Annotated in this window: 33 protein-coding genes; 16 read left to right on the top strand and 17 right to left on the bottom strand. The window is 72.6% G+C overall.

Features of this window, described 5'->3' with window-relative positions:
* Position 1: 1 nt before the first annotated feature.
* A complete protein-coding gene (locus tag AB0B20_RS13420; protein ID WP_357470586.1) occupies positions 2–526 on the bottom strand; it encodes a site-specific integrase in 525 nt (174 codons plus the stop codon).
* 426 nt (positions 527–952) lie between these two features.
* Between AB0B20_RS13420 and AB0B20_RS13415 the strand changes: the two genes are divergently transcribed.
* Complete coding sequence (locus tag AB0B20_RS13415; RefSeq protein ID WP_357470583.1) at positions 953–1,243, top strand: hypothetical protein; 291 nt, start codon at positions 953–955, stop codon at positions 1,241–1,243.
* 312 nt (positions 1,244–1,555) lie between these two features.
* Here the strand turns inward: AB0B20_RS13415 and AB0B20_RS13410 are convergent, their stop codons facing one another.
* Complete coding sequence (locus AB0B20_RS13410) at positions 1,556–1,930, bottom strand: hypothetical protein (protein WP_357470580.1); 375 nt, start codon at positions 1,928–1,930, stop codon at positions 1,556–1,558.
* A gap of 568 nt (positions 1,931–2,498) precedes the next feature.
* On the opposite strand from AB0B20_RS13410, the gene AB0B20_RS13405 reads away from it, so the two are divergent.
* Entirely contained in the window at positions 2,499–3,338 is an 840-nt protein-coding gene (locus tag AB0B20_RS13405; protein WP_357470577.1) for an alpha/beta fold hydrolase, read from the top strand.
* A 99-nt stretch (positions 3,339–3,437) separates the two neighbouring features.
* Complete coding sequence (locus AB0B20_RS13400; protein WP_357388596.1) at positions 3,438–4,238, top strand: helix-turn-helix domain-containing protein; 801 nt, start codon at positions 3,438–3,440, stop codon at positions 4,236–4,238.
* Between the two features lie 472 nt (positions 4,239–4,710).
* On the opposite strand, the gene AB0B20_RS13395 is transcribed toward AB0B20_RS13400, so the two are convergent.
* Positions 4,711–5,502 carry an AAC(3) family N-acetyltransferase gene (locus tag AB0B20_RS13395; RefSeq protein ID WP_357470574.1) on the bottom strand — a complete coding sequence of 264 codons (792 nt, stop codon included), beginning with the start codon at positions 5,500–5,502 and terminating at the stop codon, positions 4,711–4,713.
* A 178-nt stretch (positions 5,503–5,680) separates the two neighbouring features.
* On the opposite strand from AB0B20_RS13395, the gene AB0B20_RS13390 reads away from it, so the two are divergent.
* Positions 5,681–6,268, top strand: a complete 588-nt coding sequence (locus AB0B20_RS13390) for a GNAT family N-acetyltransferase (RefSeq protein WP_357388593.1) — start codon at positions 5,681–5,683, stop codon at positions 6,266–6,268.
* A gap of 33 nt (positions 6,269–6,301) precedes the next feature.
* On the opposite strand, the gene AB0B20_RS13385 is transcribed toward AB0B20_RS13390, so the two are convergent.
* Positions 6,302–6,769, bottom strand: a complete 468-nt coding sequence (locus AB0B20_RS13385) for an SRPBCC family protein (RefSeq protein WP_357388591.1) — start codon at positions 6,767–6,769, stop codon at positions 6,302–6,304.
* Positions 6,770–6,821: 52 nt separating this feature from the next.
* Between AB0B20_RS13385 and AB0B20_RS13380 the strand changes: the two genes are divergently transcribed.
* Positions 6,822–7,592 (top strand): GNAT family N-acetyltransferase, encoded by a 771-nt coding sequence (locus tag AB0B20_RS13380; protein WP_357470571.1) that lies wholly within the window; start codon positions 6,822–6,824, stop codon positions 7,590–7,592.
* A gap of 38 nt (positions 7,593–7,630) precedes the next feature.
* Here the strand turns inward: AB0B20_RS13380 and AB0B20_RS13375 are convergent, their stop codons facing one another.
* Positions 7,631–8,314 carry a hypothetical protein gene (locus AB0B20_RS13375; RefSeq protein WP_357388672.1) on the bottom strand — a complete coding sequence of 228 codons (684 nt, stop codon included), beginning with the start codon at positions 8,312–8,314 and terminating at the stop codon, positions 7,631–7,633.
* Positions 8,315–8,373: 59 nt separating this feature from the next.
* On the opposite strand from AB0B20_RS13375, the gene AB0B20_RS13370 reads away from it, so the two are divergent.
* Positions 8,374–11,514, top strand: coding sequence for a BTAD domain-containing putative transcriptional regulator (locus tag AB0B20_RS13370; protein WP_357470568.1), 3,141 nt, complete (start codon positions 8,374–8,376; stop codon positions 11,512–11,514).
* Positions 11,515–11,547: 33 nt separating this feature from the next.
* On the opposite strand, the gene AB0B20_RS13365 is transcribed toward AB0B20_RS13370, so the two are convergent.
* Both AB0B20_RS13365 and AB0B20_RS13360 read right to left on the bottom strand, forming a co-directional pair.
* Entirely contained in the window at positions 11,548–12,372 is an 825-nt protein-coding gene (locus AB0B20_RS13365; RefSeq protein ID WP_357470565.1) for an ABC transporter permease, read from the bottom strand.
* The gene (locus AB0B20_RS13360; protein ID WP_357470562.1) at positions 12,369–13,325 is read right to left on the bottom strand and encodes an ATP-binding cassette domain-containing protein; all 957 of its coding nucleotides are present in this window, start codon (positions 13,323–13,325) and stop codon (positions 12,369–12,371) included. The genes AB0B20_RS13365 and AB0B20_RS13360 overlap by 4 nt, the downstream gene beginning before the upstream one ends.
* A gap of 124 nt (positions 13,326–13,449) precedes the next feature.
* Here AB0B20_RS13360 and AB0B20_RS13355 point away from each other — a divergent pair, with 124 nt between their 5' ends.
* Positions 13,450–13,833, top strand: a complete 384-nt coding sequence (locus AB0B20_RS13355) for a hypothetical protein (RefSeq protein ID WP_357470559.1) — start codon at positions 13,450–13,452, stop codon at positions 13,831–13,833.
* 86 nt (positions 13,834–13,919) lie between these two features.
* Here the strand turns inward: AB0B20_RS13355 and AB0B20_RS13350 are convergent, their stop codons facing one another.
* Positions 13,920–14,441 carry an SRPBCC family protein gene (locus tag AB0B20_RS13350; RefSeq protein WP_357388577.1) on the bottom strand — a complete coding sequence of 174 codons (522 nt, stop codon included), beginning with the start codon at positions 14,439–14,441 and terminating at the stop codon, positions 13,920–13,922.
* Between the two features lie 3 nt (positions 14,442–14,444).
* Positions 14,445–14,753, bottom strand: coding sequence for a metalloregulator ArsR/SmtB family transcription factor (locus AB0B20_RS13345; RefSeq protein WP_357388575.1), 309 nt, complete (start codon positions 14,751–14,753; stop codon positions 14,445–14,447).
* An 87-nt stretch (positions 14,754–14,840) separates the two neighbouring features.
* On the opposite strand from AB0B20_RS13345, the gene AB0B20_RS13340 reads away from it, so the two are divergent.
* On the top strand, positions 14,841–15,770 hold the full coding sequence (locus AB0B20_RS13340; protein ID WP_357388573.1) for an LLM class F420-dependent oxidoreductase: 930 nt from the start codon (positions 14,841–14,843) through the stop codon (positions 15,768–15,770).
* Between the two features lie 293 nt (positions 15,771–16,063).
* On the opposite strand, the gene AB0B20_RS13335 is transcribed toward AB0B20_RS13340, so the two are convergent.
* Positions 16,064–16,492 (bottom strand): hypothetical protein, encoded by a 429-nt coding sequence (locus AB0B20_RS13335; RefSeq protein ID WP_357470556.1) that lies wholly within the window; start codon positions 16,490–16,492, stop codon positions 16,064–16,066.
* Positions 16,493–16,559: 67 nt separating this feature from the next.
* On the opposite strand from AB0B20_RS13335, the gene AB0B20_RS13330 reads away from it, so the two are divergent.
* On the top strand, positions 16,560–17,786 hold the full coding sequence (locus AB0B20_RS13330) for an FAD-binding protein (protein ID WP_357470553.1): 1,227 nt from the start codon (positions 16,560–16,562) through the stop codon (positions 17,784–17,786).
* Between the two features lie 2 nt (positions 17,787–17,788).
* Here the strand turns inward: AB0B20_RS13330 and AB0B20_RS13325 are convergent, their stop codons facing one another.
* Positions 17,789–18,928, bottom strand: a complete 1,140-nt coding sequence (locus AB0B20_RS13325) for a site-2 protease family protein (protein ID WP_357388567.1) — start codon at positions 18,926–18,928, stop codon at positions 17,789–17,791.
* A gap of 93 nt (positions 18,929–19,021) precedes the next feature.
* On the opposite strand from AB0B20_RS13325, the gene AB0B20_RS13320 reads away from it, so the two are divergent.
* Positions 19,022–19,291: a type II toxin-antitoxin system prevent-host-death family antitoxin gene (locus AB0B20_RS13320; protein WP_174361730.1), complete on the top strand. Its 270-nt coding sequence runs from the start codon at positions 19,022–19,024 to the stop codon at positions 19,289–19,291.
* Positions 19,288–19,569: a type II toxin-antitoxin system RelE/ParE family toxin gene (locus AB0B20_RS13315; protein WP_357388564.1), complete on the top strand. Its 282-nt coding sequence runs from the start codon at positions 19,288–19,290 to the stop codon at positions 19,567–19,569. Before AB0B20_RS13320 ends, AB0B20_RS13315 begins: the two co-directional genes overlap by 4 nt.
* A 55-nt stretch (positions 19,570–19,624) precedes the next feature.
* Here AB0B20_RS13315 and AB0B20_RS13310 read toward each other — a convergent pair whose 3' ends face one another.
* Both AB0B20_RS13310 and AB0B20_RS13305 read right to left on the bottom strand, forming a co-directional pair.
* Positions 19,625–19,825 carry a DUF397 domain-containing protein gene (locus AB0B20_RS13310; RefSeq protein ID WP_357388562.1) on the bottom strand — a complete coding sequence of 67 codons (201 nt, stop codon included), beginning with the start codon at positions 19,823–19,825 and terminating at the stop codon, positions 19,625–19,627.
* Positions 19,818–20,696: a helix-turn-helix transcriptional regulator gene (locus AB0B20_RS13305; protein ID WP_357388560.1), complete on the bottom strand. Its 879-nt coding sequence runs from the start codon at positions 20,694–20,696 to the stop codon at positions 19,818–19,820. The genes AB0B20_RS13310 and AB0B20_RS13305 overlap by 8 nt, the downstream gene beginning before the upstream one ends.
* A 366-nt stretch (positions 20,697–21,062) precedes the next feature.
* On the opposite strand from AB0B20_RS13305, the gene AB0B20_RS13300 reads away from it, so the two are divergent.
* From AB0B20_RS13300 to AB0B20_RS13285, 4 genes are all read left to right on the top strand, one after another.
* On the top strand, positions 21,063–21,377 hold the full coding sequence (locus tag AB0B20_RS13300; RefSeq protein ID WP_357388558.1) for a DivIVA domain-containing protein: 315 nt from the start codon (positions 21,063–21,065) through the stop codon (positions 21,375–21,377).
* Positions 21,374–21,628 carry a hypothetical protein gene (locus tag AB0B20_RS13295; RefSeq protein ID WP_013287870.1) on the top strand — a complete coding sequence of 85 codons (255 nt, stop codon included), beginning with the start codon at positions 21,374–21,376 and terminating at the stop codon, positions 21,626–21,628. Before AB0B20_RS13300 ends, AB0B20_RS13295 begins: the two co-directional genes overlap by 4 nt.
* Before the next feature lie 76 nt (positions 21,629–21,704).
* Positions 21,705–21,989: a hypothetical protein gene (locus AB0B20_RS13290; RefSeq protein WP_357470550.1), complete on the top strand. Its 285-nt coding sequence runs from the start codon at positions 21,705–21,707 to the stop codon at positions 21,987–21,989.
* Positions 21,986–22,396, top strand: a complete 411-nt coding sequence (locus tag AB0B20_RS13285) for a PIN domain-containing protein (protein ID WP_357470547.1) — start codon at positions 21,986–21,988, stop codon at positions 22,394–22,396. The genes AB0B20_RS13290 and AB0B20_RS13285 overlap by 4 nt, the downstream gene beginning before the upstream one ends.
* 13 nt (positions 22,397–22,409) lie before the next feature.
* On the opposite strand, the gene AB0B20_RS13280 is transcribed toward AB0B20_RS13285, so the two are convergent.
* The 3 genes from AB0B20_RS13280 to AB0B20_RS13270 form a co-directional block, all read right to left on the bottom strand.
* The gene (locus AB0B20_RS13280) at positions 22,410–22,829 is read right to left on the bottom strand and encodes a PIN domain nuclease (protein ID WP_357470544.1); all 420 of its coding nucleotides are present in this window, start codon (positions 22,827–22,829) and stop codon (positions 22,410–22,412) included.
* Entirely contained in the window at positions 22,826–23,035 is a 210-nt protein-coding gene (locus AB0B20_RS13275; RefSeq protein WP_357388550.1) for a type II toxin-antitoxin system VapB family antitoxin, read from the bottom strand. Before AB0B20_RS13275 ends, AB0B20_RS13280 begins: the two co-directional genes overlap by 4 nt.
* A gap of 94 nt (positions 23,036–23,129) precedes the next feature.
* Positions 23,130–23,981, bottom strand: coding sequence for an alpha/beta fold hydrolase (locus tag AB0B20_RS13270; protein ID WP_357470541.1), 852 nt, complete (start codon positions 23,979–23,981; stop codon positions 23,130–23,132).
* Between the two features lie 137 nt (positions 23,982–24,118).
* Here AB0B20_RS13270 and AB0B20_RS13265 point away from each other — a divergent pair, with 137 nt between their 5' ends.
* On the top strand, positions 24,119–24,862 hold the full coding sequence (locus tag AB0B20_RS13265) for a 3-oxoacyl-ACP reductase family protein (protein WP_357470538.1): 744 nt from the start codon (positions 24,119–24,121) through the stop codon (positions 24,860–24,862).
* Positions 24,863–24,902: 40 nt separating this feature from the next.
* Here the strand turns inward: AB0B20_RS13265 and AB0B20_RS13260 are convergent, their stop codons facing one another.
* The gene (locus AB0B20_RS13260) at positions 24,903–25,793 is read right to left on the bottom strand and encodes a L,D-transpeptidase (protein WP_357470535.1); all 891 of its coding nucleotides are present in this window, start codon (positions 25,791–25,793) and stop codon (positions 24,903–24,905) included.
* Positions 25,794–25,843 lie beyond the last annotated feature (50 nt).

The following is a 25,843-nucleotide window of genomic DNA, read 5'->3' as shown; positions in this document are numbered from 1 at the left end:
CTCAACCATGCTGCCGACGACCCGGACCGATCGCGTCGAGGTCCGGTCCCACGCCCTCAGTCCGCACTGAGTCCGCAGCAGCACGACCCGCCGCCCGGTCGAGGCGATCCGCCACCTGGTTCAGGTCGTCCTCGAACAGGTCCGCGTACACGTCCAACGTCATGGCCGCCGAAGCGTGCCCGAGCATCCGCTGCACCGCCTTCACGTTGGCGCCCTCAGCCACCGCAAGACTGGCCGCAGTGTGCCGCAGCTCGTGCGGCGTCAGGCCCGCAAGCCCGACCAACACAGCAGCCCGGTCGAAGACCCGACGACGGAAGTTGTTGTTACGCAACACCTCCCCGGCAGGCGACGTGAACACCAGCTCGTCACCGGAACGGCCGGCGATCTGCGCGGCGATCGGCTCGACCAGGAAGCGGGGGAGCGGCACCGACCGGCGTTGGTACGTCTTCGGCGTGCCGAACACCGCCCGACCGTTGACCTCGGTCACCGACTCCGCCACCAGTAGCCGGCGCTTCACCAGGTCCACCCGCCCGCACGCGCAGCGCGGCCAGCTCGTCCCAGCGCAACCCGGTGTAGGCCAGCACCCGGATGATCAGCCCGTACGGCTCTGCCGCCGCCGCCAGCTCGCCCACCTGGCCGTGCGTCAGGAACACTTTCTCCGCGCGCCCGACGCGGGGGAGCCGCACACCTGACGCGACGTTGCTAGTCAGCCGACCATCCCGCACCGCGAGGGCCAGCAGCAGCGAGAACACCCGGTGAGCCTGCCGAACGGTGGATGGCGCAAGACCGGCCTGCGTCATGCGGCGTACCCACTCGCCAACGTCGGCATGCGTGACTGCCGAAAGCGGGACGCGCTCCACCTTGTTGCGGTCCGGGGAGGCTGGACGGTCTGGCGACTGCCCGACGAGGAGATCCGCTAGCCTTACCGGCCAGTGTCCCCGATACTCGCGACGTGACCAGCAAAAACCCTCACACCCCGCAGCTGCCTCGCGTCCCCCACCCAGCCGACAGCCCAGCACTGCCCATCTACATGGTCATCTTCTTCTTCCTGGGCCTCGCCGCATTCTGCGCACATGGACTGGCTGACAACGCAATCATCATCGCGAGCATCGTCTCGGGGGTGTTCTTCACGTGCTTCCTGATCCTGTTCGGGATCTACTGGACCGGATACCTGCTGAAGCGGCACGCCATCTGGCAAGCCGAGGGTCAGGCTGAATCCGATGGGCCATCCACGGGCCCGTAGCCAGAGGCTGAGCGGTCACGAGCGGGCACGAGGCGTACCCGGATCAGCCACCGGTCGCAGGCGTTTCAGGCATCAGAACCGGTTGAGGTCGCTCTTCCAAACTGACGGTTCGGGCGGCTCGCCCGCGGTCCGCATCTGGTCCGCAAGAGGTCGATCGACAGCGGAGGAGTGGTGTGAGATGTCGAGAGGCGTTTCCGCTGCTAGACCGCCGTCCGACGAGGTCGGCGGGACGGGCAGTTTGATCTCATAATCCCTCGGTCGCGGGTTCGAACCCCGCCCGCCTCACCACGCGAAACCTCCTGCTCAGCCGAGCTACCAGTACCTGCCGCAGGTCGGCTCGAGCTTGTCGACCGCAGCCTCCAGAGCAGCCGTGTCGCTCGCTACCTTCACGAGCCCTTCCACCTGGGTCGGCTTGATCGAGCGGATCTCGGCGGCCTTCCGGCCTGCGGCCATCATGAGCGGCGCGAATTTGCTCCGCAGCGTGCGGTCCGCCTGCTCGCCGGCCACCCGGTTCGTCACCACCTCGAGGTTGCGCAACCGGTCGAGCGCTTCCGCCCGAGCGTTGACGATCTCGGCCTCCACTGTCGAGGCGGCGGCGACCCCGGCCAGGGTGATCAGGCCGGCGATGGCCTTCTCCAACGGGCCCTTGAGGGCGGTGCAGGCCGCCTTGTTGCTGGCGGTGGCCACTTGAGTGGCCTTCCTGGTCGTGGGCGGCGCCGCAGGGGCCGTCGAGGACCTGGAGGTCCCCGCAGTCCGTGGGGTCTCCGAGGGCCGGGGGGTCGACGAGGGCTCGGGTGCGAGGCTCGGTGTCGCAGTCGGCGCCGCGGGCGTCGCGAGGGGGAACTCCGTGGATGTGCTCGCCGCCACGGTGGGCGTGCTCGGCATCTCGTCGGCGCTGCCACACGCCGAAGCGGTGAGCAGCATCGCGGCGACCGCCACGCAGAGCCCGAGCCGTCGTACCGTCACGTCTTATTCCTGTCTCTCGATCTTGCGGAAGCGCGACGATACATGGCGGACGCAGTGCCGACCATGGGCCGGCTGGACCGGGCGCCGGTCGGCAGGACCTCGGCGATCCCAGGGCTCTGTCCCGAGCCACGCCTCGCCAGAGACCGGCCGGGGCGGATGAGCCTCGGCGACCCGCTGTGACGGCGCGTTGTCCGGATGAATGATCGCGCCGGGCCAGGTCGACGGGCCGGCGACCGACTCAGACATTTGTCCAAGACGAGCACCCGATGCCCCGCGCACCATCGCCTACATGACCCAGCACGACGTCGAGCACCCGCACGGCATACATGTCGTCCACGACGGCCCGCGGCAGGCGCCGCCGCTGGTACTCATCCACGGCTCGGGTGCCGCGAGCGCCTCCTGGGGCCTGATGGTCCCGGCACTGGCCGCCCACCATCACGTCATTCGGGTCGACCTCCCGGGGTGCGGCCGGTCCGCGCCCGCGCCGTCGTACGACGTGGTCGCCCAGGCGAACCGGGTGGCAGCGGTCCTCGACGACCTCGGCGTTCGCCGGGCGGCGGTGGCCGGACATTCCAGCGGCGGCTACGTCGGGACCGCGCTCGCCGAACAGCGCCCCGACCTGGTGGCGTCGCTCGCCCTGATCAGCACCGGTCCGAGCCTTGACGTGCTCCTTCCGCAGCCGGTCGTCCTCCGCGTACTGCTGGGGCCGCTGCTCGGTCCGCTCATCTGGTCGATCCGGCCGGACGGGTGGATCCGCAGGGGCATCGGTGCGACGGCCGCTCGCCCGGTGGACATCCCGGACGAGATGGTGGCCGAGGTACGCGGCCTCACCTACCGCACGATGAGGACGGTTCTCCGCCACAACGCCGAGTACATCGCCGAGCGCGGCGTGCCCGAGCGGATCGCCGCGCTCGAAGTGCCGGTGCTGGTGATCTTCGGCGCTGCCGACCCGCGCTGGGATCCGGCGTCGGTGCACCGGTACGACGCGGTGCCGAACGCGCGGGTCGAGCTGCTGCCCGGCGTCGGGCACATGTCCGTCCTCGAAGCGCCCGCGACCACCGGCGAACTGCTGCTGGACTTCGCGGCGGCGAGTAGCGGCGGCACCCCGCCCGTCACCCCTCAGGCATAGGCTGGTCACGTGCCGTCAAGTGGGCCCTCATCCGACTGGGCGTGGTCGGACGTGGACGTCGCGGTCCCGCGCCAGTCATGTCGGCTGCCGGGGATCAGCATGGCCGGGTTCCGCCGACGTGCGGGCGTGCCGTGGGAGATCGCGATGGTGGCGCATCCAGCCGTCACCCTGTTGCTCGACCTGGGCAAGGGCGACTACACCGTCTACGACGCCCACGGCCGGGACCATCGCGGCAGCGTCGCCGTCGGGCTGCTTCCCGGCGGGTTCCGGGCAGCCGGCCGATCGCGGGTCGACTGCCTCCAGATTCGGCTGGAGCCCGCCGTGGCGGCCACCGTTCTCCACGCGTCGGCCGAGCTCACCGGGGTGGTCGTGCCGCTTGAGGAGATCTGGGGCCGCGACGCCGGGCGAGCCGAGGACAGGCTGCGCGCCGCCACGTCCTGGGACGAGCGGTTCGCGATCGTGGCGGAGATCCTCGGCCGGCGGCCCGCACTCCGCAGGATCGATCCCGAGGTCGCCCACGCATGGCGGCGGACGCTGACCAGCCGAGGGCGCCTGCGGGTCGACGGCCTGGCGGACGAGGTGGGCTGGAGCCGTAAGCGTCTGTGGTCCCGCTTCCGGTCCCAGCTCGGCATCACACCCAAACGCGCCGCCCGGCTGGTGCGGTTCGACCACGCCGCCCACCTGCTCGCGGCCGACCGCACCCCGGCCGGCGTCGCCGCCGAGAGCGGGTACGCCGACCAGTCCCACCTCCACCGCGACGTCACCGCGATCACCGGGCTCACGCCCACGGCCGTGGCCGCCGCTCCGTGGCTCGCCATCGACCACGTCGCATGGCCGGCTTCGCCGTTGACCCGCCATCTGTGCCCGGGTGGCCGAGAAACCACTGACCCCGCAACTTGACCATCAGCTTCGGCGATCGGGGCTCGCAGGAGCACACGGTGTTCTCCGGCTCGTGTGCCCAGTCGAACGGGGGTGGCGTGTCGGGATCGATGACGAAGTTGCCCGGGTACGCCGCGGAGCACTCGGCACACCGGGCTGACAGCTCCATCATCGTGGTGAACGGGCTGCCGTGTTCGGACGGCAGGCACGGCATGAGGTAGCCGTTCATCTCCGTGACGAGGGCCGGCCACTGGGGACGGCAGCGGCACGCCGGCTTCCTGCTCCGGAACAGTCTGATCACGTACGCTCCCACGTCCTGCTGGTGAGCCGGGGAGTCTAGCGGCCCACCGTAACCCCTTCGCCCCGTCCCGTCCGAGCGTCCACCCGTTATCGATCTTGGAGTTGTGGCACCTCGCAAACGCCACTAGCGGGACATCCGAGGCACCATAAGTCCAAGATCGACGGAGCGGGCGCGGCGGGCGCGGCGGGCGGGTCAGGGTGTGCGGTTCGCGGCCATCCAGGCGGTTGCGAAGTCGACCAGTGCGCGCTGGCGCATCAGCCGGGCCGGCGCGCTGCCGACCCGGCCGGTCGTCGCGTCGCCTGTCGCCTCGAAGTCGGCGCCCAGCCGGTCGAAGTCGTCCTCGTCGGTGACGACGTCGGTCCAGGTGGTCCACCGGCTCGTGCCGTCCGGCATGCGTACCGCCGAGCCCGTCACCGCCCGCGGCGGCGACGCCTGGCGCCACTCCGCCAGGTGCAGCGAGGTGTTCGAGCTGTGGTCGCAGCCGAGTAGCAGCACCGTGCCGTCGAGCCGGTACACCGCGCCCAGCGGTGAGTGCTCGCCCAGCGCGTCGTCGAGGCGGTGTCCGTCCACGATGTCGGCGGCGTGCGCGCCGAGCGCGGCGAAGGACACCTGCGGGTGGTCGCTGCGCCGGGCGCCCGGCCAGGTGCGTACCGTCTCGGCGACGGCGCCCATCCACCGGCTCGGCGTGCACGACGGGTCGAAGCCGGGCGTCTGCTCGCGGATGACCGGCCACCACGCCTCTGGTACGGGCGGATGCCGCCACTGCGCCGGGTCCGTGTTCTCCGGTGTGTGCGTCGGCACGACCAGGGTGCCGCCCGACCCGAGCGCGTCGAGGAGCGCCCGCACCACCGCCTCGGTGCCGCCGGCGACGAACCCGAGACTCCGGAACGACGAGTGCAGCAGCAGGACGTCACCTGGGGCGACGCCGAGCGCGCGCAGGTCGTACGCGAGGGAGCTGACGGTGTGCGGCGCGGCCTGGTCCACGCGGCGCAGTGTAGGCGGCCGGTGACGGTGCCGGTGGATCGTTTCTCCGGTTCCGGGATAGCTGCGGTGCCGTCCGGCGTCTGTTGCCGGTGAACGAGGAGACGAGAGTGACGCAGCAGGCCCGCCCACGCTCACGCGGGCGGGTGGTAAGCCGACGGTCCGTAGTGGAAGGTGAGGCATGCGCTTTCCCCTGTCGACACCGCCCGCCGTCCCCGCCGGCAGCCTCGCCGCAGGCCCGCAACCGACGCTGCCCGCCGATGATGGCCTGATCCTGCGCCCGTGGGAGCCGGCCGACGCGCCCGCTGTCCTGGCCGCGTACCAGGATCCAGAGATCCGCCGCTGGCACACCCGCCGGCCCGCGTCGGAGGAGCAGGTGCTCGACTGGTTCGCCCACCTCCACCGGGCCTGGCAGCAGGAGGCGGGCGCGGGCTGGGCGGTGACGCGCGGCGGCGGCGAGGTGGTGGGCCGCATCGCCATGGGCGGCGTCGACCTCGCCGACGGCGTGGCCGCGTGCGCGTACTGGGTGGTCCCGGCCGCCAGGGGCGCGGGCGTGGCTTCGCGGGCGCTGCGGGCGCTGAGCGCGTGGGCGCTCGCCGAGGGCCGGCTGCACCGGCTCTGGCTGGACCACTCCACCCACAACCTCGCGTCGTGCCGCGTCGCGGTCAAGGCCGGGTTCCGGCTGGAGGGCACCACCCGCAGCGCCGCCGTCCACGACGACGGGCGGCACGACATGCATCTGCACGCCCGGGTCCGCGGCGACGACTGACGGGCCACGACCGCCCGGCCGCCTCCGTCGTGGTCAGGCGCCTGGTTCGAGGTACGCGGCCAGGTGCGCCAGCGAGGACGCGATGCCCTCCTCGTGGGCCGTCTGGTCGATACCCGGCGGCACGCCGGTCGCGGTGACAGTCACCTCGGTGCCGCCGCCCGCCGCGCCGAGGTGCCAGGTCATGGTCATGGTGCCCGCGTACGCCGGGTCGTCGGCCTGGAACACGGCGGTCTGCACCACCCGCCGCCCCGGTACGAGTTCGGCGAACCCGACGTCGACCACGTCGGTGGCGTCCGACGTCTTGCCGGGGGCGCCGGCCGGGTCGAGGTAGGTGAGCACCATCCGGAACCCGCCGCCCGGGCGCGGATCCCAGTGTTCGATGCGTCCGCGCATCCCGTCCGGCGGCAGCCACGCCTCCAGGGCGGCCCGGTCGACGAGCGCGTCGTACACCGCCGCCCGGCTCGCGGCGATCGTCCGTCCACCCCGATCGACCCTGCCCACCCCCCAACCCTAGGCCCAGGCCCCACGGCAGGGGGACGGTACGCTCCCGCGAATGCCGGTAGGACCGCACCGCGACGCCCCGGAAGACTCGCTGCTGCTCGGTGACGACGACACCGAGCTGGCCCGGATGCGGCTGCGGGACGACGACGGCACGCCTGTCGCGGCCGAGGTCCGGCCACTGCCCGGGGCACCGCTCGCCGGGCTCGTCGCGCAGGTGCGGCGTGACCTCGCCGGGCACCGGCTGGAGACACCCGACGACGCACTGGCCGCCGCGCTGATCGCCGACGGCCTGCGCCTGGAGCGGGCCGCCACGGACATGCGGCACGCCCTGGCCGACGTACCCGAGCCGGTGGTGCTGCCGGACGGCTGGTCGCTCGGCGCCCCCGGCTGGGACGACGACCTCGCCGAAGGGCTGGACGCCGCGTACGGCCCGGACCACCCGGACGGCCGCTGGCAGCCCGGCGACACCGAGGAGGTACGGGCCATGTTCGACACCGGCGAGCCGGTGCCGCCGCTGGTGCCCGCCTCGGCCCGGCTGATCGACCCGGACGGCCGCAGCGCCGGGCACGTGCTGTGTGCCGGGCCGGTGCCGTGGACCGACGACGACTGCGCCTGGATCCTCAACCTGGGCGTCGCTCCTCGCGCGCAGCGCCGGGGGTTCGGCCGCGCGCTGCTCGTGCACGCGTTGCGCGGCGCACGCGAGGCAGGGCTGCCGTCGGTCGGCCTGTCGGTGGTCGACGGCAACCCGGCCCGCCGCATGTACGACGCGGCCGGCTTCCGCATCCTCACCCGGGTGCTCACGGTCCGGATCCCCGACGCGTAGCCCGCCGGCCGTCGACGCGCTCCCGCGGCGGTGAACCCTCAGGCGCCGGTGAGCAGAAGGCGGTGCTCGGACCAGAGCCAGCGCAGGTAGTCGCGCAGCCGTTCCGGGCTGGCGATCCAACCCTCGCCGGGATAGCGGAGCAGCCGGCTGACCTCGCCGGCCACCAGGTCGTACCCGGCCGCGCCGGTCTCCGGCACCGGGGCGTCCGGTGCGACAGCCACGGGCAGCGGGACGATCGGGATCCGCAGGCCGGCGTCGTCGCAGGCCCGCAGCACGGTGAGGTAGACCCGGACCAGGTGGTACGGCGAGACGACGAGCGCGACGCTGCCGATGCCCAGCGCCCGTACCCGCTCCACGATCCACACGGCCTGCCGGCCGGTGCCGGTGACCGGCTCGGCCTGGAGCACCACCCCGTCGACCCGGCGCAGGCCCAGTCCCCGCAGCCGGTCCAGCGTCAGCGGGTGGTAGGTCCGCTCGGCCGGATCGGTGTTCGCCACCAGCAGGTGCCGCACTGCCGGGCCGGTCTCCCAGGCGCGGATCGCGTCGGTGAGACGCCAGTCCTCGCCCTGGCCGGTGGGCACCACGAGCGCGTCCACCCGCTCGGCGGCGCGGTGGGGGAGCGTGAGGACCATCGTGACCGCCTCCAGCACCGCCAGGAGCCGGTCGGCGGGGACGTCCGCGAACGCCTCGGCCGGTACGAGCCGGGGCAGCGGGCGGGACACACTCGTCACGCCCGCGATCTTGCCAGCATCGGGTCTGCGGGGAATGAGAGAGTGGCACGGTGCAGGTGGGGATCCTCGGGCCGCTTGAGGTCCGCGACGGCGATCGGCCGGTCGGCGTCGCCGGGGCGCGGCTGCGGGCGCTGCTGATCCGCCTCGCCCTGGACCCGGGCCGGCCGGTGAGCGTGTCCGCGCTGGCCGAGGCGCTCTGGGGTGACGAGCCGCCGACCGACACCGCGAACGCGGTGCAGACGCTGGTGTCGCGGCTGCGCCGGGCGGTGCCCGGGCTCGGCGTACGCAGCGGCCCGGCCGGCTACCGGCTGGATCTCGACCCGGACGACGTGGACGCCGGGCGGTTCGAGCGGCTGACCCGGCAGGGGCGGGCGGCGCTTCGGGACGGGGACGCGACGGGGGCACGGACGACGTTGGGCGACGCGCTCGCGCTGTGGCGGGGGCCGGCGCTGGCCGAGGTCGCCGACGTCCCGTACGCGGCGGCGGCCGTGGCGCGGCTGGTGGAACTGCGGCTCACCGCGCAGGAGGACCGGATCGAGGCGGAGCTGCGCACCGGGCGGCCGGAGCTGCTCGTCGCCGAACTGGAGGAGCTGACCGCCGCGCATCCGCTGCGGGAACGGCTGGGCGAACTGCACCTGCGGACGCTCGCCGCCGCCGGGCGGCCCGCCGAGGCGCTCGCCGCGTACGAGCGGATCCGGCAGCGGCTCGCCGACGAGCTGGGCGTGGACCCGTCGCCGCAGTTGCGGGCCGCGCACCTGGAGCTGCTGCGCGGCGAGGCGGCACCGCAGCAGCCGACGGCGGTGACGCGGGGCAACCTGCGGACCGCGCTCACCACGTTCGTCGGGCGCGACGAGGACCTGCGGCGGCTCACCGGGCTGCTCGCCGGCAACCGCCTGGTCACCCTGCTCGGGCCGGGCGGAGCCGGCAAGACGCGGCTGGCGAGCGTGGCGGCGGGCCGGCTCGCCGGCGGCGTACCCGGCGGGGCCTGGCTGGTCGAGCTGGCGCCGATCACCGACCCGGCGGACGTACCACGGGCCGTGCTCGACACGCTCGGGCGCCGGGACCGGACGCTGGAGCCGGTACGCCCGCCGGCCCGCGACACGCTCGGCCGCCTGGTGGAGACGATCGCCACCGACGAGACGCTGATCGTGCTGGACAACTGCGAACACGTCGTCGAGGCCGCCGCCCGGCTCGCCGAGGACCTGCTCGGCCGCTGCCCGGGACTGCGCGTGCTGGCCACCTCGCGGGAGCCGCTGGGCATCGTCGGGGAGGCGCTGGACCCCGTACCCCCGTTGCGCCTGCCACCGGCGGACGCGACGCCGGGCGACGCGCTCGCGTACCCGTCGGTGCAGTTGCTGCGTGACCGGGCCGCCGCCGTGCGGCCCGGGTTCGCGGTGACCGGCGAGAACGTGGCGGCCGTGGTGGAGATCTGCCGGCGGCTCGACGGCCTGCCGCTGGCCATCGAACTCGCGGCGGCGCGGCTGCGGACGCTGTCGCCGCGGCAGGTCGCGGCCGGTCTGGACGACCGGTTCCGGCTGCTGACCGGCGGCAGCCGCACCGCGCTGCCCCGGCACCGCACGCTGCGGGCGGTGGTGGACTGGAGCTGGGGGCTGCTCACCGACGACGAGCGGCGGCTCGCCGAACGGCTCGCGGTCTTCCCGGCGTCGGTCACCGCCGACTCGGCGGCCGGCGTCGCCGGCCCGGCCGCCGCCGCGCTGCTCGACGCGCTCGTGGACAAGTCGCTGCTCCAGGTGGTCGGCGACGGGCGGTTCCGGATGCTGGAGACCATCCGGGAGTACGGGCTGGAACGGCTCGCCGCCGCCGGGGCGACGGCCGGGGCGCGCGCCGCCCACGCGGCGTACTTCCGGGACCTGGTCCGGACCGCGGAGCCGCACCTGCGCACCGCCGGTCAACTGCCGTGGCTGCGCCTGCTGGAGGCGGAACGGGAGAACATCGTCGGCGCGCTGCACTACGCCTGCGACGCCGGTGACGCCGACACCGCGCTGCGGATCGGTGCGGGGCTCGCGTTGCCGCTGGTGATCTGGGGCGACACCGGCGGCATCGGCGGCGACGTGCTGGCCCGCGCGCTGGCGCTGCCCGGCCCGGCGCCGGCGGAGGAGCGGGCGGTGGTGCTCGCCATCCGCATCGGCGCGGAGCTGGCGAACGGGGAGCGGGGGCCGTCGCCGGAGCAGATCGCGGAGCTGACGGCGGCGCTGCGGGCGGCGGAGGGGACCGGGCACCCGATCGTGGGGCTGCTGGCGCCGATGTTGTCGATCTTCGGCGAGGACACAGCGGCCGGGATCGCCGCGATCGACCGGGCGCGGGGGCACCCCGATCCGTGGACCGACGGCACGCTGCTGGCGATCCGCGGCAAGTTCAAGGAGAACGACGGCGACGCCGAGGGCACGCTGCGCGACCTGACCGACGCCGCCGGGGAGCTGCGCGCAGTCGGCGAGCGGATGAGCCTGTCGCACGTGCTCAGCGAGTACGCGGACGCGCTCACCAAACGCGGCGACTTCGAGGCGGCGACCGCCGCGCTGGAGGAGTCGGTGCGGTTGGCCCGGGAACTCAGCCCGGCCTCGGAGCCGGGCTTCCAGTTGATCTGGCTCGCGGCCATCCGCGCCCGCGCCGGCGACGTGACCGGCGCCAAGGCCGAACTGCGCCGGTTCGTGACCGGCCGGGACGGGCGGGACGCGGCGTTCGGGCTGATGATGCTCGGCAGCATCGCCCGCTCCGACGGCTCGCTGGACGAGGCGCGGGAGTGCCTCGCCGAGGCGACGCGCCACCAGGCGGAGACGCCGCTTCCCGCCCCGCAGTTCCACGCCCTGCTGCTGACCGAGACGAGTCACCTGGCGCTGGCCCGCGGTGACCTGCCGGGGGCACGCCGGTGCCTCGACGAGGCGACCACGCGCAGCCTCGCCGCCCGGGACATGCCGGTGGTCGCGATCATCGCGGTCGGCTGGGCGGCGTTGTCCTCGGCGGAGGGCCGGTACGAGCGGTCGGCCGAGCTGCTCGGCGTATCCGACTCGCTGCGCGGCCGGCCGGACCGGTCCAACCCGGACGCGCAGCGGCTCACCGAGCGGCTGCGCGCCGAGCTGGGCGAGGACGGATACGCCGCCGCGTACGCCCGGGGCAGCGGCCGGAGCCGGGCCGACGCCCTCACGTTCGTGGGCGGCGACCCGGCTCGGTGATCGTGCGGCCCGGTCCGGGCCGGTGCGGTCTGCTCAGGCGCGGCGGCGGTAGGCGCGGACGGCGAGCGGCGCGAACACCGCGATGATCGCCACGGTCCAGAGCAGCGTCCGGCTCACCGGCCCGGCGACCGGACCACCGATCATCAGGCCCCGGGTCGCCTCCATCACGTCGGCCACCGGGTTGATCCCGACCCACCACTGCAACCAGCCGGGCAGCGTGTCCGTCGGCACCATCATGTTGGTGCCGAAGGTCAGCGGGAACAGCAGCAGGAACGCCGTACCCTGCACCGCGCCCGGGCTGCGCATCAGCACCCCGAGCAGCACCCCGATCCAACTGACCGCGAACGCGAACCCGATGGTCAGCAGGCAGGCGGCGAGCGCGGACAGCGGATCGGTGCCGACCCGGAAGCCGAGCGCGTACCCGAAGCCCAGCAGCACCACGATGGAGACGACGAACCGGACCAGGTCGCCGACCACCGAGCCGACGAGCGGCGCGGACCGGGCGATGGGCAGGCTGCGGAACCTGTCGAAGACGCCCTTCTCGACGTCGGTGTTGAGGCTGACGCCCGTCGCGATGGACGCGAACAACACGGTCTGCACCATGATCGCGGGAAGCAGGAACTGGAGGTACTCGTGCTGCGAGCCGGCGACCGCGCCGCCGAGCAGGTAGACGAAGATCAGCACGAAGACGATCGGCTGGAGCGTGACGTCGAGCAGTTGCTCCGGGGTGCGTACCGTCTTGACCAGGCTGCGGCCGGCCAGTGCGAGACTGTGCCGGAACAGCCCGAACGGGCGGCCGGCGACGTGGGCGGTGCCGGTCCGGGACGGCGTCGCCGCCGCGCGGGTCGTCGTGGTCATGCGGCCACCTCCGTGGACTCCTCGGCACCGTGGCCGGTCAACGTGAAGAACACCTCGTCGAGGCTGGGCAGCCGCAGTGCCAGCTCCGCCACCCCGATGCCGGACTCGTCGAGACGGCGCACCACAGTCGGGAACGTGGCGTCGCTGTCCACCGGCACGGTGAGCAGGCCCGGCCGGGGCAGCTCGGGATCGGCCCCGGTGCTGACGCGCAGGATCTCGGCGACAGCGCCGATCCGGCCCGGATCGGTCGGCCGGACCACGATCGTCTGGCTGCCGGCGATCCGCTTCAGCTCGGCCGGCGTGCCGTGCGCGATCACCCGGCCGTGGTCGATCACCGAGATCTCGTCGGCGAGCGCGTCGGCCTCGTCCAGGTACTGCGTGGTGAGCAGCACCGTCGACCCGTCGTCGACGAGCGAACGGACCACGCTCCACATCTCCTCCCGCTTCGCCGGGTCCAGGCCGGTCGTCGGCTCGTCCAGGTAGATCACCTCCGGCCGGCCGACCAGGCTCGCGGCCAGGTCCAGGCGGCGGCGCATGCCACCGGAGTACGTCTTGGCCGGTCGCCCGGCCGCGTCGGTCAGGCCGAACCAGGCGAGCAGTTCCGCCGCCCGCGCCCGCGCCTCGCGGCGGTCCAGGTCGAGCAGCCGGCCGATCAGCACCAGGTTCTGGGTGCCGGTCAGGTCCTCGTCGACCGAGGCGTACTGGCCGGTCAGCCCGATCAGCCGGCGTACCCGGGCGGCGTCGGTGACCACGTCGTGGCCGCCGACGGTGGCGCGTCCCCCGTCCGGGCGCAGCAGTGTGGCGAGGATCCGTACCGCAGTGGTCTTGCCGGCGCCGTTGGGCCCCAGCACCCCCAGCACGGTTCCCCGGCGTGCGGCGAGGTCGATCCCGGCCAGCGCGGTGGTCGTACCGAACCGCTTGACCAGGCCCTCCGCTTCGAATGCGTAACTCATGACGCCGACGATGACCGGGGCCGCTGGCACCCGGCGCACACGCCGCGCACACGGCCGTGTGCGCTGCCGGAATCGAGTACGCGTGCTCATTCGCGCGGGCCGCCGACCGGGCAGGATCGGAGGCGTGACAAGGAGACGTACGCTGCTCGGCGGTCTGTTCCTGGCGCTCGCCACGGCCGGTGCCTGGGCGGCTTGGCTGAGCTGGGAATCAGGCTGGACCACGGACCCGGAGACGGGCGACATGAGCGGGCCGTACGCGGTCTGGCAGGTCGCCGCCGCGGTGCTGACCCTGTGCGCGCTGGCCGCTGTCGGCGGCTGGTGGCTGAACGTCTGGCTGGTGGCGACGGTGATGACAGTGGCGTTCACCGTCCCGTGGGCGGTGCACGCCGCCTCGACAGACGACACCGGCCTGTGGGCGGTCGGTGCGGCGCTGGTGGCCATCGGCACCACCATCGGCACGACGCTGGTCGGCGGCGCCGCCGGGTGGCTGCGCCGCCGGACCGCGTGACGGGCTGGATGCCGCGGTGATGCCGGCTGCTGCAGACCGCCCCCGCCGACCACCTCGACGGGTAGGACGAGCCGCGCGGGAGTGCGTCAGTCGCGGTCCAGGCGTTCGGCGTACGCGTCGCGCAGCTCCGCCCAGCCGAAGTCCTTCGCCTCCGCGCCCCGGATCGGGCCGACCGGGTCACCGTCGAGCAGATGGGCGGCGACGTCCAGGCACAGATGCCAGCCGGCGGCCATCGACGGGGCCAGGTCGGGCCGGGCGACCCGGTGCCGCAACGTCAGCGTGGTGCCGTCGCCTGTCGCGGTCAGCTCCCAGCGGAGCAGGTCGTCGCCCCAGGTGTACTCCAGCAGGTTCGGCCGGTCCGCGCGCAGCACCCGGGCCGGCGCCGGGTGGGTCTGCTCGCCGTCGACGGTGCTGAGCACGGCGTCGCCGGTGCGGCCCAGGCCGCGGTCGGCCAGGAACGGCGCCCACCCGGCAAGTTGCTCCGGGTCGGTGAGCGCGGCCCACACCTTCTCCGGCGGGTGCCGCAGGGCGCGGACGAAGATCAGTTCGTTTTCGGGGGTCAGCGCCACCCGGGCGAGCGGGCCGGGACGGAACGAGTCGCGGTCCATCTGTCACTCCTGACTGTCGAGATGGCTTTCCAGGGCGTCGAGATGCGCGGTCCACATCGACCGGTACGGCCCGAGCCAGTCGTCCACTGCCCGCAGCGGCGCCACGTCGACCCGGTAGATCCGCCGCTGCGCGGCCGTGCGGCAGGTGACCAGGCCGGCGTCGCGGAGCACGCGCAGGTGCTTGGAGACCGCCGGCTGGCTCATGCCCAGCGCGTCCACCAGCTCGCCGACGCTGCTCTCCGCCCGGCGCAGCCGGTCCAGGATGCGGCGCCGGGCGGGCTCGGCCAGCACGGCGAAGGCGTCGACGGTCACGACTTCAATATGCCGCATCCGTTATATGCCCGGCAAGGAATCAAAGGTGGCGCTGCCCCGCGCCGGCCGGCTCCCTATGCTCGGGGGATGGAACTGCGGATCTTCACCGAGCCCCAGCAGGGCGCCACATACGACCAGCTCCTCGCCGTGGCCCGCCGCGCGGAGGAGACCGGCTTCGCCGCGTTCTTCCGCTCCGACCACTACCTGAAGATGGGTTCGGTGAGCGGTGATCCCGGCCCGACCGACGCCTGGACGACGCTCGCCGGCCTGGCCCGCGACACCACCCGGATCCGGCTCGGCACGCTGATGACAGCCGCCACGTTCCGGCTGCCCGGCCCGCTGGCGATCACCGTGGCGCAGGTCGACCAGATGAGCGGCGGCCGGGTCGAGCTGGGCATCGGCACCGGCTGGTACGCCGAGGAGCACACCGCGTACGGCATCCCGTTCCCGCCGCTGGGGGAGCGGTTCGACCGGCTGGAGGAACAGCTCGCGGTCATCACCGGGCTCTGGTCCACCCCGGACGGCGCCACGTTCGACTTCCCCGGCACGTACTACCCGGTCAGCGACTCGCCCGCGCTGCCCAAGCCGGTGCAGCGCCCCCGCCCGCCGATCCTGCTCGGCGGCATGGGACCGAAGCGCACGCCCCGCCTGGCCGCCCGGTACGCCGACGAGTTCAACCTGCCGTTCGTCTCGGTCGAGGACACCGTCACGCAGTTCGGGCGGGTACGCGACGCCTGCGCCGCGATCGACCGGGACCCGTCGACGATGATCTGGTCGAACGCGCTCGTGCTCTGCTGCGGCCGGAACGAGGCCGAGGTGAAGCGTCGCGCCGAGGCGATCGGGCGCGACCCGGCGGAGCTGCGCGCGAACGGCGCCGCCGGCACGCCCGCCGAGGTGGTCGAGACGCTCAGCCGGTACGCCGAGGCGGGCAGCTCGCGCGCCTACCTCCAGGTGCTGGACCTGACCGACCTGGACCACCTGGAGCTGGTGGCCGCCGAGGTCATGCCCCAGCTCTGACCCGGCCCCTGCCCGCCCCCCGTCCCGCCTCCCGGTTCCCGTCGAGATCTTGGTACCAAACGGCCCCCATAGGGGCCCTTTCATGCCAAGATCTCCATCTATCCCACCTTGCGGAACAACAATCTCGCTTTACGGGAGGCGCTCCCGCGCGACTCCCACAAACCCCGCGATCTTGCGGTTGCGGCCCTTTCGGTGCCGGATTTACGGCTCTTGTCGGGGCAGCAACTGCATGATCAACGGTGTGGGCGCCAGAACTCCAAGATCGTCGCCGAGTCGCGTGAGTTTCGGGCGGGTCAGCTTGTTGTGGCGCGGCGGACGGTGTCGAGGCGGCCGTCGCGGTCGCTGTCCAGGTACGTCACGTCGGGCACACCGTCCCCGTCCAGGTCGACCTGCACCACGTCGGCCACGCCGTCGCCGTCCAGGTCGGTCACCACCTCGACGGAGCCGTCCAGGTGCCGGGTCACGATCGACCGGCCGGAGGCCTGGCGTGGCGGCGGCCCCGGGTGGGGCACCGGGACCGGCTCGGGCTCCGGCGTGGGCCCCGGCACCGGCGCGGTCGCGGCGGGCACCACCCCCACAGCGGCAGGCGGCATCTCCGCAGCGGCGGGCCCCACACCGGCGGGCGGCATCTCCGCAGCGTCGGGGTCCACGCCGGTCGGGTCGATCTCCTCCTCCGACGGGTACACGTCGCCGCGGAGGCTCGGGTCGCGGTAGCTGCTCATCCCGCCAGGATTCCCGCCGAGTGGCCGGGGCAACCCTGCCGGCGCATGATGGCGGATGATGCAGCGCATGACGGAGACCAACTGGGCCGGAAACGTCAGCTGGTCGGCGCGTACCCGATCGCGGCCGACCTCGACCGACGAGCTGCGGCGGCTGGTCGCGGAGGCCGACCTGGTCCGGGCCGTCGGCACCGGCCACTCGTTCAACCGGCTCGGCGACACCACCGGCACCCAGATCACGCTGGACGGCCTGCCGCCCACCGTCGCGCTCGACCCCGACCGCGGCGCCGTCACCGTCGCGGCCGGCCTGCGCTACGGCGACCTGGCCACCGCGCTCCAGGCTCAGGGGTACGCGCTGGCGAACCTCGCCTCGCTGCCGCACATCTCGGTGGCCGGCTCGGTCGCCACCGCCACCCACGGTTCCGGCGCGCGCAATCGCAACCTCGCCGCCGCCGTCGCCGCGCTGGAACTGGTCACCGCCGACGGCGACCTGATCACCGTCGACCGTAGTGACCCGCGCTTCGCCGGGATGGTGGTCAATCTGGGCGCGCTGGGTGTGGTCACCCGGCTCACGCTCGACGTGGTGCCCACGTACGCGGTGCGCCAGCACGTCCGCCTCGGCCTGCCCCGCGCGGCGCTGGACGAGGCGCTCGACGCCGCGTACAGCGTCAGCGTCTTCACCTCGTGGCGCTCGGAGCGCTTCGACCAGGTGTGGGTCAAGCAGCACGCCGACGAGCCGCCGCCGCCGGCCGACTGGCTGGACACGGTGGCCGCCGACTCGCCCCGGCACCCGGTGCCCGGCATGTCACCGGAGCACTGCACCGCTCAGCTCGGTGAGCCGGGGCCGTGGCACGAGCGGCTGCCGCACTTCCGGCTCGGCTTCACCCCGAGCAGCGGCGACGAGTTGCAGTCCGAGTGGCACGTGGCCCGCGCCGACGCCTCGGCGGCGCTCGCCGCGCTCGATCCGGTCGCCGACCGCATCGCCGCCGTGCTCCAGATCTGTGAGCTGCGTACGGTCGCCGCCGACGAGCTGTGGCTGAGCCCGAACTTCCGGCGCGACTCGCTGGCGCTGCACTTCACCTGGATCGGCGACCCGGTGGCTGTGGCGCCGGTGCTGGCCGAGGTGGAGGAGCGGCTCGCCCCGTTCGCGCCGCGCCCGCACTGGGGCAAGCTGTTCGAGCGCGATCCGGCCGCCGCGTACCCCCGGCACGCCGACTTCGCCGCGCTGCTGCGCGAGTTCGACCCGAAGGGGAAGTTCCGCACCGCCGAGATGGACCGCTACTTCCCCCGGGACTGAGGTCAGCGCCCGGCCGGTACCTGCTGGCGCAGGCTGCCGCGCTGCACGGCCCGGCTGATGTCGCTGGGCGAGACGATGCCGACAAGCTGGTCGTCGATCACCACGAGCGCCCGGCCGTCGGTGCACTCGTTGAGGCGGGGCAGCAGGTCGGTGAGCTGCTCGTCCGGGCGGGCGAGCACCAGTTCGTCGGCGCGGCAGGACACCTCGGCCAGCGTGGTCGAGGCGCGGCGGTCCGCCGCGATGCCGCGTACCCGATCGAGCGTGACCAGACCGACCGGCCTGCCGTCGACGGTGAGCGGGAGTGCCGAGTGCCGGTACGCGAACAGGTAGTGGTCGACGAAGTCGGCAACTGTGAGGTCGCCGGACGCGGTCTGCGGCTGCGGCGTCATCACGTCGCCGACCCGGATGCCGCGCAGCGCGTCGCCCATCCGGGCGGCACGCTCCTCCTGGCCGGCGGCGCCGAGCAGGAACCAGCCGATCAGCGCCAGCCACAGCCCGCCGAACCCGGCGCCGGTGAAGAACCGCCACAGCCCGAGCCCGATCAGCACGACGCCGAGCACCCAGCCCGCGCGGGCCGCCACTACCGACGCCTTGGTCCGGTCGCCGGTGAACTTCCAGACCGCCGCGCGCAGCAGCCGCCCGCCGTCCAGCGGGGCGGCGGGAAGCACGTTGAAGATCGCCAGCAGCACGTTGATGCCCGCCAGCCACGCCAGCGCGCCGAGCAGCAGGCCGTGCCCGCCGGCGGCGGCGACCGCCACCGCGATCGCCGCGAAGACCACGCCGATGATCAGGCTGACCAGTGGCCCGACCCCGGCGATCCGCAGCTCGGCGCCCGGGTCCTTCGCCTCGCCCTTCAGTTCGGCGACGCCGCCGAACAGCCACAGCGTGATGCCCTCGACCTCGATGCCGTTGCGCTTGGCGACGACCGCGTGCGCCACCTCGTGGGCGAGCAGGCCGAGGAAGAAGACCACGGCGGCGGCCAGGCCGGCCGCGACGTAGGCGACGGGGGAGTGACCGGGGTACGAGGCCGGGAACAGGCTGGCCGACAGCGCCCACGCGATCAGCACGAAGATGACCAGGACACTCCAGTTGACGCCGACCGGTACGCCCGCAATCCGGCCCAGCCGGAAACTCGCCCTCATGTTTCCGTCATACCCGGCGCACCCACCCGCACACCAGAGCCAGCAGGCGGCACTTTGCACTCGTACGAGTCGTACGAGTTGTACAATCGGGATATGAGCGAGCCCGCCGCCGAACTGCCGATCTCCGATGCCCGAGACAGCCTCGCGGATGTCGTGTCACGTGCCCACTACGCCGGGCGGATCACTTACGTGACCCGCCGGGGGCAGCGCTTGGCGGCCATCGTCCCCGCCGAGCTTGCCGAAGCGATCGAGCGAGCCGAGGACGCCGCAGATGTCTCGGCGGCCCGCGATGCCCTGGCCCGTATCGACGCCGGCGACACCCCCGTCCCGCTGGCCGACCTGCGCGACGAGCTCGGCCTGTGACGCTGCCACCGGAGCCGGTCTTCGCCGTCCGGGTCGATCGAGCCGCTGCCAAGCTGCTGCGCAAGCTCGATAGACCCGTGCAGGCCCGCCTTGTCGACGCCGTCGCCTCGCTGGCCATCGAGCCCCGTCCGGCCGGGGTGAAGGCGCTAGCCGGGCATCCCGGTCTACTGCGCATCCGGGTCGGTGACTACCGCATTATCTACACCGTCCGCGATCGTGAACTGATCGTCCTCGTGGTTCACCTCGGCCATCGTGGCGATGTCTATGACACGCTCTGAGCCTGACTCCGGTGAGATCATGATGCCGCCGCTCCGGTGTCGGCGCGGGCAACGGTCAGCGGCTCAGCGTCTCGCTCTTGACGGCCCGGATGAAGGCGGCCCAAGTGCCCGGCGGGAAAGCGAGGGCCGGGCCAGCGGGGTTCTTGCTGTCGCGCAGGCCGACCACGTCGGGGAGATTGTCGGCCACCTCCACGCACTCCCCGCCGTTGTTGCTGCGGGTCGACTTGCGCCAGACGGCGCCGGTCAGGTCAGGCACGGGAGTACTCCTCTGCGACATGCTGGATCAGGCTCTTCGACTTGGACTCGCTCAGCGCGCGGCTCGCTATGTCAGTCCAGATGGTGTTGTAGGCGTCGGTCTCGTGTGGCTTGTCGAGGTAGATGGCACCGGTAGCGGCTTCCAGGTATGTCACCGGCGGTTCCACCTCCTTGCCGCTGCTGTCTCGCGGAAATTCCAGGATCGAGAAAGCCCCGGCCATCGCTCCGGCGTGCAGCCCGGAAGAAAAAGCTAGAACCTGCACGGTTACGTTGGGTAGCTCTGCGGCCTTCAGGATCTGATGTAGCTGCTCGGTCATGATGGTCGCTCCACCAACCGGACGCCGCAACACCGCCTCGTTGACTATCACGCTGAGTTGTGGGGCGGAGAAGCGGGTGAGAAGTGCCTGCCGCTCCACGCGGAGCTGGATGGCTCGCTCTTGGCCCTCGCGGTCACCTGCCTCGATGGCGCCGCCGGGCATCCGGAAGAGCTGCTCGGCGTAGGCGCGCGTCTGGAGTAGGCCGGGAACCAACTCGGCTTGGTACTGCCGGATGCTGGACGCCGCTGCTTCAAGGCCGATGTAGAGCTGGAACCAGCGCGGAAGGCCCGAGCCGATGTAGTCGTGCCACCAGTTCTTGTTTTCTCGCGTGGCCGATGCCATGGCGAGAACCAGTTCGCCGTCCTCCTCCGAAGCGCCGTAGAGCTTGAGCATCTCCTTGACGTCCGCCGCGCGGAACCGGACGTTCTCGGCGCCGCTCTCGATGCGATAGAGGGTTGCCCTCGCCCGGTCCAGTTCCTCGGCGGCCTTCTCCATCGTCAGCCCGGCAGCCTTGCGGAGGGATTCGAGTTTCCTGCCCAGCTGTCGCCGAAGCATGGTCGATCCCGTTACGGCCTGTGACACCCCTGCCTCCGATGGTCAGGTCATAGTTGACGCGCCTCCGTTCAATTAAACGCCGCTGATGTATCAGAAACAATAGACACGTCACGCTGAGTTCTACTAAATGCATGTGGCTCTAGTAGGACGCTCTCTGTTAGACGTTGCATTTGACTAGATGCGGTGCTTCACTTCCCCTGCGGCCACTGTGGAGTTCTCCTGCTCAATGGCCATGTGAGCCCTGCTGACGTACTGCTGGTCGAAGGCTGCGGTGGCAGGTGCCCGGGGTGGGTCCGCCGGTGCGGGGCGGGCCGGCGGGCCCGCCCTTCCACGGTTCGATCTCGACGGTGAGAGGCAGGTCCTGTCATGCGCGTCTTCCTCCGGCGTGTCCGGCGTCGCCGGCGGTCGGTCCTCGGATCGACCTGCTACCGCTCGTCCGCCTACCAACCCCTGCGCCCGTGGCAGGTCCGTGAGCGGAGCTTCCGGCCGACCCCGCTGGGCCGGCGCGGGCTCGACCCGCAGGAGGTGCGGGAGTTCCTCGACCGGGTCGCCGGTGACCTGGCCGCCGTCTACGACGCGCTGGCGCAGAGCCGCCGGGAGACAGACCGGATCAAGAACGCGCTTCGCCGCTGGCAGTCGGAGCAGGCCCGGGCCCGCAGCGAACGGGGGTACGACAGGTGACCGAGCGCTGGGTGATCCACCTGCCGGTCGTCGTCAACGACCTGCTCTCCGCTCAGCGGCTGGCGCGGGTGGTGGCGCACTGGACGCATGTCCTGCCGCAGACCGAGCCGGGCGGCACCACCGTCTCGGCGGAGGACGACCAGAACGTCCGCCACTGGGTGTTCTGCGACCGGTTGCTGCCCGGCGGGCAACGGTGTCTGCTCCGGCCCGGACACGACGGTGAGTGTTCCCGGCGGTTCCGGCCGCGATGAGCATGCGCCGGAGCAGGGTCGGACGACACCCGCGCGCCGCACCGCAAGCGGAGTATGCACGAGCTATGGTGAGAGTATGACGCGGCGCATCACGATCAGCCTGCCCGACGACGTGGCCGAGTACGTCGAGCGGTCGCACGGCACGACGTCCGGCTTCATCGCCGACGTGCTCCGTCGCAAGATGCGCGCGGACGGCCTGCGGGCTCGATGGGCCGAGCACGGCTACGTGGTGACCGACGAGGACGTCGAGCGGGCCCGCCGGAGGCTGGCCCAACAGCCACCGATCAGCGACGAGCAGCACGAACGGAACATGGAGTGGCTGCGCCAGTTCGGGGACGGTGACGGGGCGGCCGCCGCGTGAACGGGCTCGTCCTGGACACGTCCGCACTGCTCGCGTACGCCGCGGGCGACAGCGTCGAACCGGGTGCGCTGCTGACCCTCGCGCAGGAGGATCCCGAGCAGGAGGTGTGGATCCCGGCGCTCTGCCTCGGGCAGGCGCAGCTTCAGGTCGCGGATACTCCGGCCGCCGACCTGCTCGACCTGCTCCTCGACACGGACCGGGACATCCGGATCGCGGTCTACGACGGCCCGACCAGCCGGCGGGTGGCCCGGATCGCGGCGAGCCGGAAGGTGCCGCTCGACGTGGCCCATGCGGTCGCCACCGCCGTGCTCTACCGCTGCTACCTGGTGACGCGGGACGCCGAGACGGTGGCGGCAGCGGCCCCACCCGATCTCGAAGTCCTCGACATCTCCGACTCGTGGGAGTGAGGGCCGGAGTCGGTCAGTCGGCCTTTCCGGCCGGGACGACCCACGTCGTCGGCTGGCCGGTGATCGCGGTGATCAGGTCGAAGTCGCCGTCGTAGTGCAGAACTGTCACGCCATGCCGTTCGGCCGTCGCGGCGATCAGCAGATCGGCCATCGAGAGCGCGCGGTGGTTGCCCTTGTGCAGCGCCTGCACCCGGACGTCGATCGCCCGATCCCAGATGTCGTCGGGCATGGCGAGCCAGTCGAAGCCGCGGAGCAGCCATCGCGCGCGCTTCGCGTCCTTGGCCGAGCGGGCGCTGTGCACAACATCGATCTCGATTGCGCCGCAGACCGCCAGCAGGCCGCGCTCGGACAACTCGTCCAGGACGGCTGCCACGGCAGGTTTCGGCCACCTGGCCAGCGCGGACTTGTCGAGAAGGTAGCGCTCCCGCGTCATGCCGCTTCGGGCTTCGACGCCTGCTGCGGGTCGGTGAGGTCTGGCAGGCCGCCGCTCTTGAGCCATTCGGCGAACTCCCGGCGCTTCTCCCGGTTGACCACTGCCTGAAGCGCGGCGTTGACGGTGGCCTTCTTGGTGCCGGTGCCGAGGATCTCGGCGGCCTCGGCCAGGAGTTCGTCATCGACGTCAAGGATGGTTCGGGACACGCTGCGCCTCCTCGTCCGGCCAGTCGAACGAGTCGATGATATCAAGTTGGGCAGATTTTGATATCTACGCAAGCGAGCGATGGTTCCGGCGTGGTCAGCGCCGTCGAGGGGCCTCGGCGACCACCGTCGGGGAGAACTCGTTCGCCGCCTCGACCGCCCACTCCAGCGCGAAGTCCGCCTCCTCCTCCCAGCCCGGTTCGCCGCCGACGAAGTGCGACCGGCCGGGGAACTCCCGGTAGCCGGTGAGCGCCGTGGAGCTCCGGTAGAGGTTGGCGATGCTGCTGGCCAGCGACGCGGGCACCACGTGGTCCTCGCCGCCCGCGGTGATCAGCAGCGGGGCGCGGTCGCTGCGCTTCTTGTCGATCTCGGTGGCGGAGTTCGGGTCCAGGTTGGCGAACGCGGCCTCGAACAGCACGTGCCCGGCGCCCGGTACGGCGTACCGCTGCCATGCCGCGTCGGACTGCTCCTGGCTGATGGTGTTGCCGAAGGCGTACCGGAAGTCCTCCGGGGTGAACGGCACCGCGCGGTGCCGGTTGGCCGGGTTGTGAAGGATGGAGTACCCGGAGCGCAGCGTGCTCGGCGGCAGCTTGAGCACGCCCCGTACCGGCGCGGGGTGCACGGCGACCACGGCGGCGCCGAGGCGCCGGTCCGCCAGCAACTGGGCGATCAGGCCGCCGAACGAGTGGCCCATGATGATCGGCGGGCGCGGCAGGTCCCGGATGATCGCCTCGTAGTGGTCGGCGATGTCGGCGATGCGCTGCGCGGCGATCGGGGCCGGGTCGGCCCGCAGCTCCTCCACCTCGCGGTCCATGCCGGGCCAGGCGGGCGTGAGCACCTGGAAGCCGCGCGCGGCGTACCGCTGCGCCCAGTGCTCCCAGCTCCGCGAGGTCATCCAGAGCCCGTGGATGAGCACGATCGTGTCGACCCGTCCCGTCGGTGCGCTCATGTCTAGTCTCCCCGTTCGCCGCTGGACGGCCCGCGCGTACCCGGCCTGGGTGCTGACAATCCTGTCTGATCGAACGGACGGAAACGGACGGGTGACCCGGATGGTCAGCGTCCTGAGGCGACTGTCAGGATGACGGCATGACGGTCAGACCTGCCGACAGGGTTGCCCTGGTGACGGGCGGGAGCCGTGGCATCGGCGCCGCCGTCGTGCGTCGGCTGGCCGAGGACGGCATCCACGTCGCGTTCACCTACCGCACCGCGGAGGACAGCGCGAAGTCCGTGGTGGCCGAGATCGAGGCGTACGGCCGGACCGGCCTGGCGATCAACGCGGACAGCACCGACGCGACGGCCGTGGTCGACGCTGTGGAGCGGACCGTCGCCGAGTTGGGGCGGTTGGACATCCTGGTCAACAACGCCGGGGTGTTCGCGGGTGGGCCGATCGAGTCGGTCAGCCTCGACGCCCTGGACCGGGCGATCGCGGTGAACGTGCGCGGGGTCTACCTCGTCACCCAGGCGGCGGTACGCCACATGGGTGCGGGTGGGCGGATCGTCAACATCGGCAGCAGCTTCGCCAGCCGTGTCCCGGCTCCCGGGGTGAGCGCGTACGCGATGACCAAGAGCGCCGTGAACGGGCTGACCCGGGCGCTCGCCCGGGAACTCGGTCCGCGCGGGATCACCGTCAACCTGATCCTGCCCGGCTCGACCGACACCGACATGAACCCGGCGGACAGCGCGGGCGCGGACGGGCAGCGGTCGCACATCGCCCTCGGCCGGTACGCGGCTCCGGAAGACGTGGCGGCGACTGTCAGTCACCTGGTGGGTGCCGGCGGACGGCACATCACCGGCGCGTCGATAGCGATCGACGGCGGCGCGACGGCCTGAGCGGATCCGGGCCGACGGGTGGCTGCTGGGCTGAGCCCGGTCAGGGCAGGCGGTCCACGACCACGAAGGCGGTGCCCGGCTCGACCTCGGTCAGCAGCAGGCGCTGGGCGCTGCGGGTCAGCCGGATGCAGCCGTTCGTGACGTTCTTGCCGAGCGTGTCGTCGTTGTACCAGCTGTGCAGTCCGATGTGGGCCCCGCGCAGGCCGGTCGGCACCGCGTCCGGGTCGTCGGGGATCGCGCCGAGGGCGAAGATGTCGACACCGCCGTAGACGGCCTGCGGGGGTGGCGTGCGGCCCAGCACGAACGTGCGCCCGAGCGGGGTGAGCTGCCCGGACATGCCGAGGCTGACCGGCCAGGTGCGCATCGCGCGCCCGTCCCGGCTCCAGGTGAGGCGGTGGGTGCGCCGCTCCACCACGATCTGGTCGCGCAGCGCCACAGTGGTCCAGCCGCCGGACGGCAGCCACGCGATGGTGCGGTTGGCCGACGGGAGCAGCACCGCGGTCCAGCCGGCGCGGCGGTCGACGATCGGCACCGTCAGCCGTACGCCGCTGATGGTCGGCGCGAGGAACGCCAGCGGACGCCCGCCCGGCGCGTCGTACGCGGCCACGTTCCGGTTCGGGCGCAGCCCTTCGCTGAGCGGGCGGGTGTCGGCCGGGTCCGGGTCGGGCGGGAAGCCGCGCGGGGCCGGGTCGTAGGTGACCACCGGCAGGTCGTCCGGTGCCGGCGCGGCGGGCGGCACCGACTCCAGCGGCGACGGGCTCGGAGCGGCGGTCGTGGCCGGGGGCGCGGCGGCGGGCGGCGCGGACGGGGGTTCGGGCGTGACGGTGAGCGCGCGGCCGACCAGCAGCGCGGTGACGAGCAGCAACGGTACGGCGAGCGCGGCGATCAGCCAGCCGGGAGGCCGGCGCGTGGCAAACCGGTCGAACAGCACGAAACCGACTGTAACGGAACGGAAGTCCTCATACCCGGTACTGCGGGTAC

The organism is Micromonospora sp. NPDC049151 (assembly GCF_040648395.1).
Lineage (GTDB): Bacteria > Actinomycetota > Actinomycetes > Mycobacteriales > Micromonosporaceae > Micromonospora.
The sequence above is the reverse complement of the archived record's forward strand: the minus strand, read 5'-3'. Positions and strand labels throughout refer to the sequence as shown.

Excerpts from the sequence above, each read along its gene's own strand:
- AB0B20_RS13405 (WP_357470577.1), top strand. The coding sequence starts at position 2,499 with ATGACCCAGCACGACGTCGAGCACCCGCACGGCATACATGTCGTCCAC.
- AB0B20_RS13400 (WP_357388596.1), top strand. The coding sequence starts at position 3,438 with ATGGCCGGGTTCCGCCGACGTGCGGGCGTGCCGTGGGAGATCGCGATG.
- AB0B20_RS13390 (WP_357388593.1), top strand. The coding sequence starts at position 5,681 with ATGCGCTTTCCCCTGTCGACACCGCCCGCCGTCCCCGCCGGCAGCCTC.
- AB0B20_RS13380 (WP_357470571.1), top strand. The coding sequence starts at position 6,822 with ATGCCGGTAGGACCGCACCGCGACGCCCCGGAAGACTCGCTGCTGCTC.
- AB0B20_RS13365 (WP_357470565.1), bottom strand. The coding sequence starts at position 12,372 with ATGACCACGACGACCCGCGCGGCGGCGACGCCGTCCCGGACCGGCACC.
- AB0B20_RS13360 (WP_357470562.1), bottom strand. The coding sequence starts at position 13,325 with ATGAGTTACGCATTCGAAGCGGAGGGCCTGGTCAAGCGGTTCGGTACG.
- AB0B20_RS13350 (WP_357388577.1), bottom strand. The coding sequence starts at position 14,441 with ATGGACCGCGACTCGTTCCGTCCCGGCCCGCTCGCCCGGGTGGCGCTG.
- AB0B20_RS13340 (WP_357388573.1), top strand. The coding sequence starts at position 14,841 with ATGGAACTGCGGATCTTCACCGAGCCCCAGCAGGGCGCCACATACGAC.
- AB0B20_RS13335 (WP_357470556.1), bottom strand. The coding sequence starts at position 16,492 with ATGAGCAGCTACCGCGACCCGAGCCTCCGCGGCGACGTGTACCCGTCG.
- AB0B20_RS13330 (WP_357470553.1), top strand. The coding sequence starts at position 16,560 with ATGACGGAGACCAACTGGGCCGGAAACGTCAGCTGGTCGGCGCGTACC.
- AB0B20_RS13325 (WP_357388567.1), bottom strand. The coding sequence starts at position 18,928 with ATGAGGGCGAGTTTCCGGCTGGGCCGGATTGCGGGCGTACCGGTCGGC.
- AB0B20_RS13320 (WP_174361730.1), top strand. The coding sequence starts at position 19,022 with ATGAGCGAGCCCGCCGCCGAACTGCCGATCTCCGATGCCCGAGACAGC.
- AB0B20_RS13305 (WP_357388560.1), bottom strand. The coding sequence starts at position 20,696 with ATGCTTCGGCGACAGCTGGGCAGGAAACTCGAATCCCTCCGCAAGGCT.
- AB0B20_RS13300 (WP_357388558.1), top strand. The coding sequence starts at position 21,063 with ATGCGCGTCTTCCTCCGGCGTGTCCGGCGTCGCCGGCGGTCGGTCCTC.
- AB0B20_RS13290 (WP_357470550.1), top strand. The coding sequence starts at position 21,705 with ATGACGCGGCGCATCACGATCAGCCTGCCCGACGACGTGGCCGAGTAC.
- AB0B20_RS13280 (WP_357470544.1), bottom strand. The coding sequence starts at position 22,829 with ATGACGCGGGAGCGCTACCTTCTCGACAAGTCCGCGCTGGCCAGGTGG.
- AB0B20_RS13270 (WP_357470541.1), bottom strand. The coding sequence starts at position 23,981 with ATGAGCGCACCGACGGGACGGGTCGACACGATCGTGCTCATCCACGGG.
- AB0B20_RS13265 (WP_357470538.1), top strand. The coding sequence starts at position 24,119 with ATGACGGTCAGACCTGCCGACAGGGTTGCCCTGGTGACGGGCGGGAGC.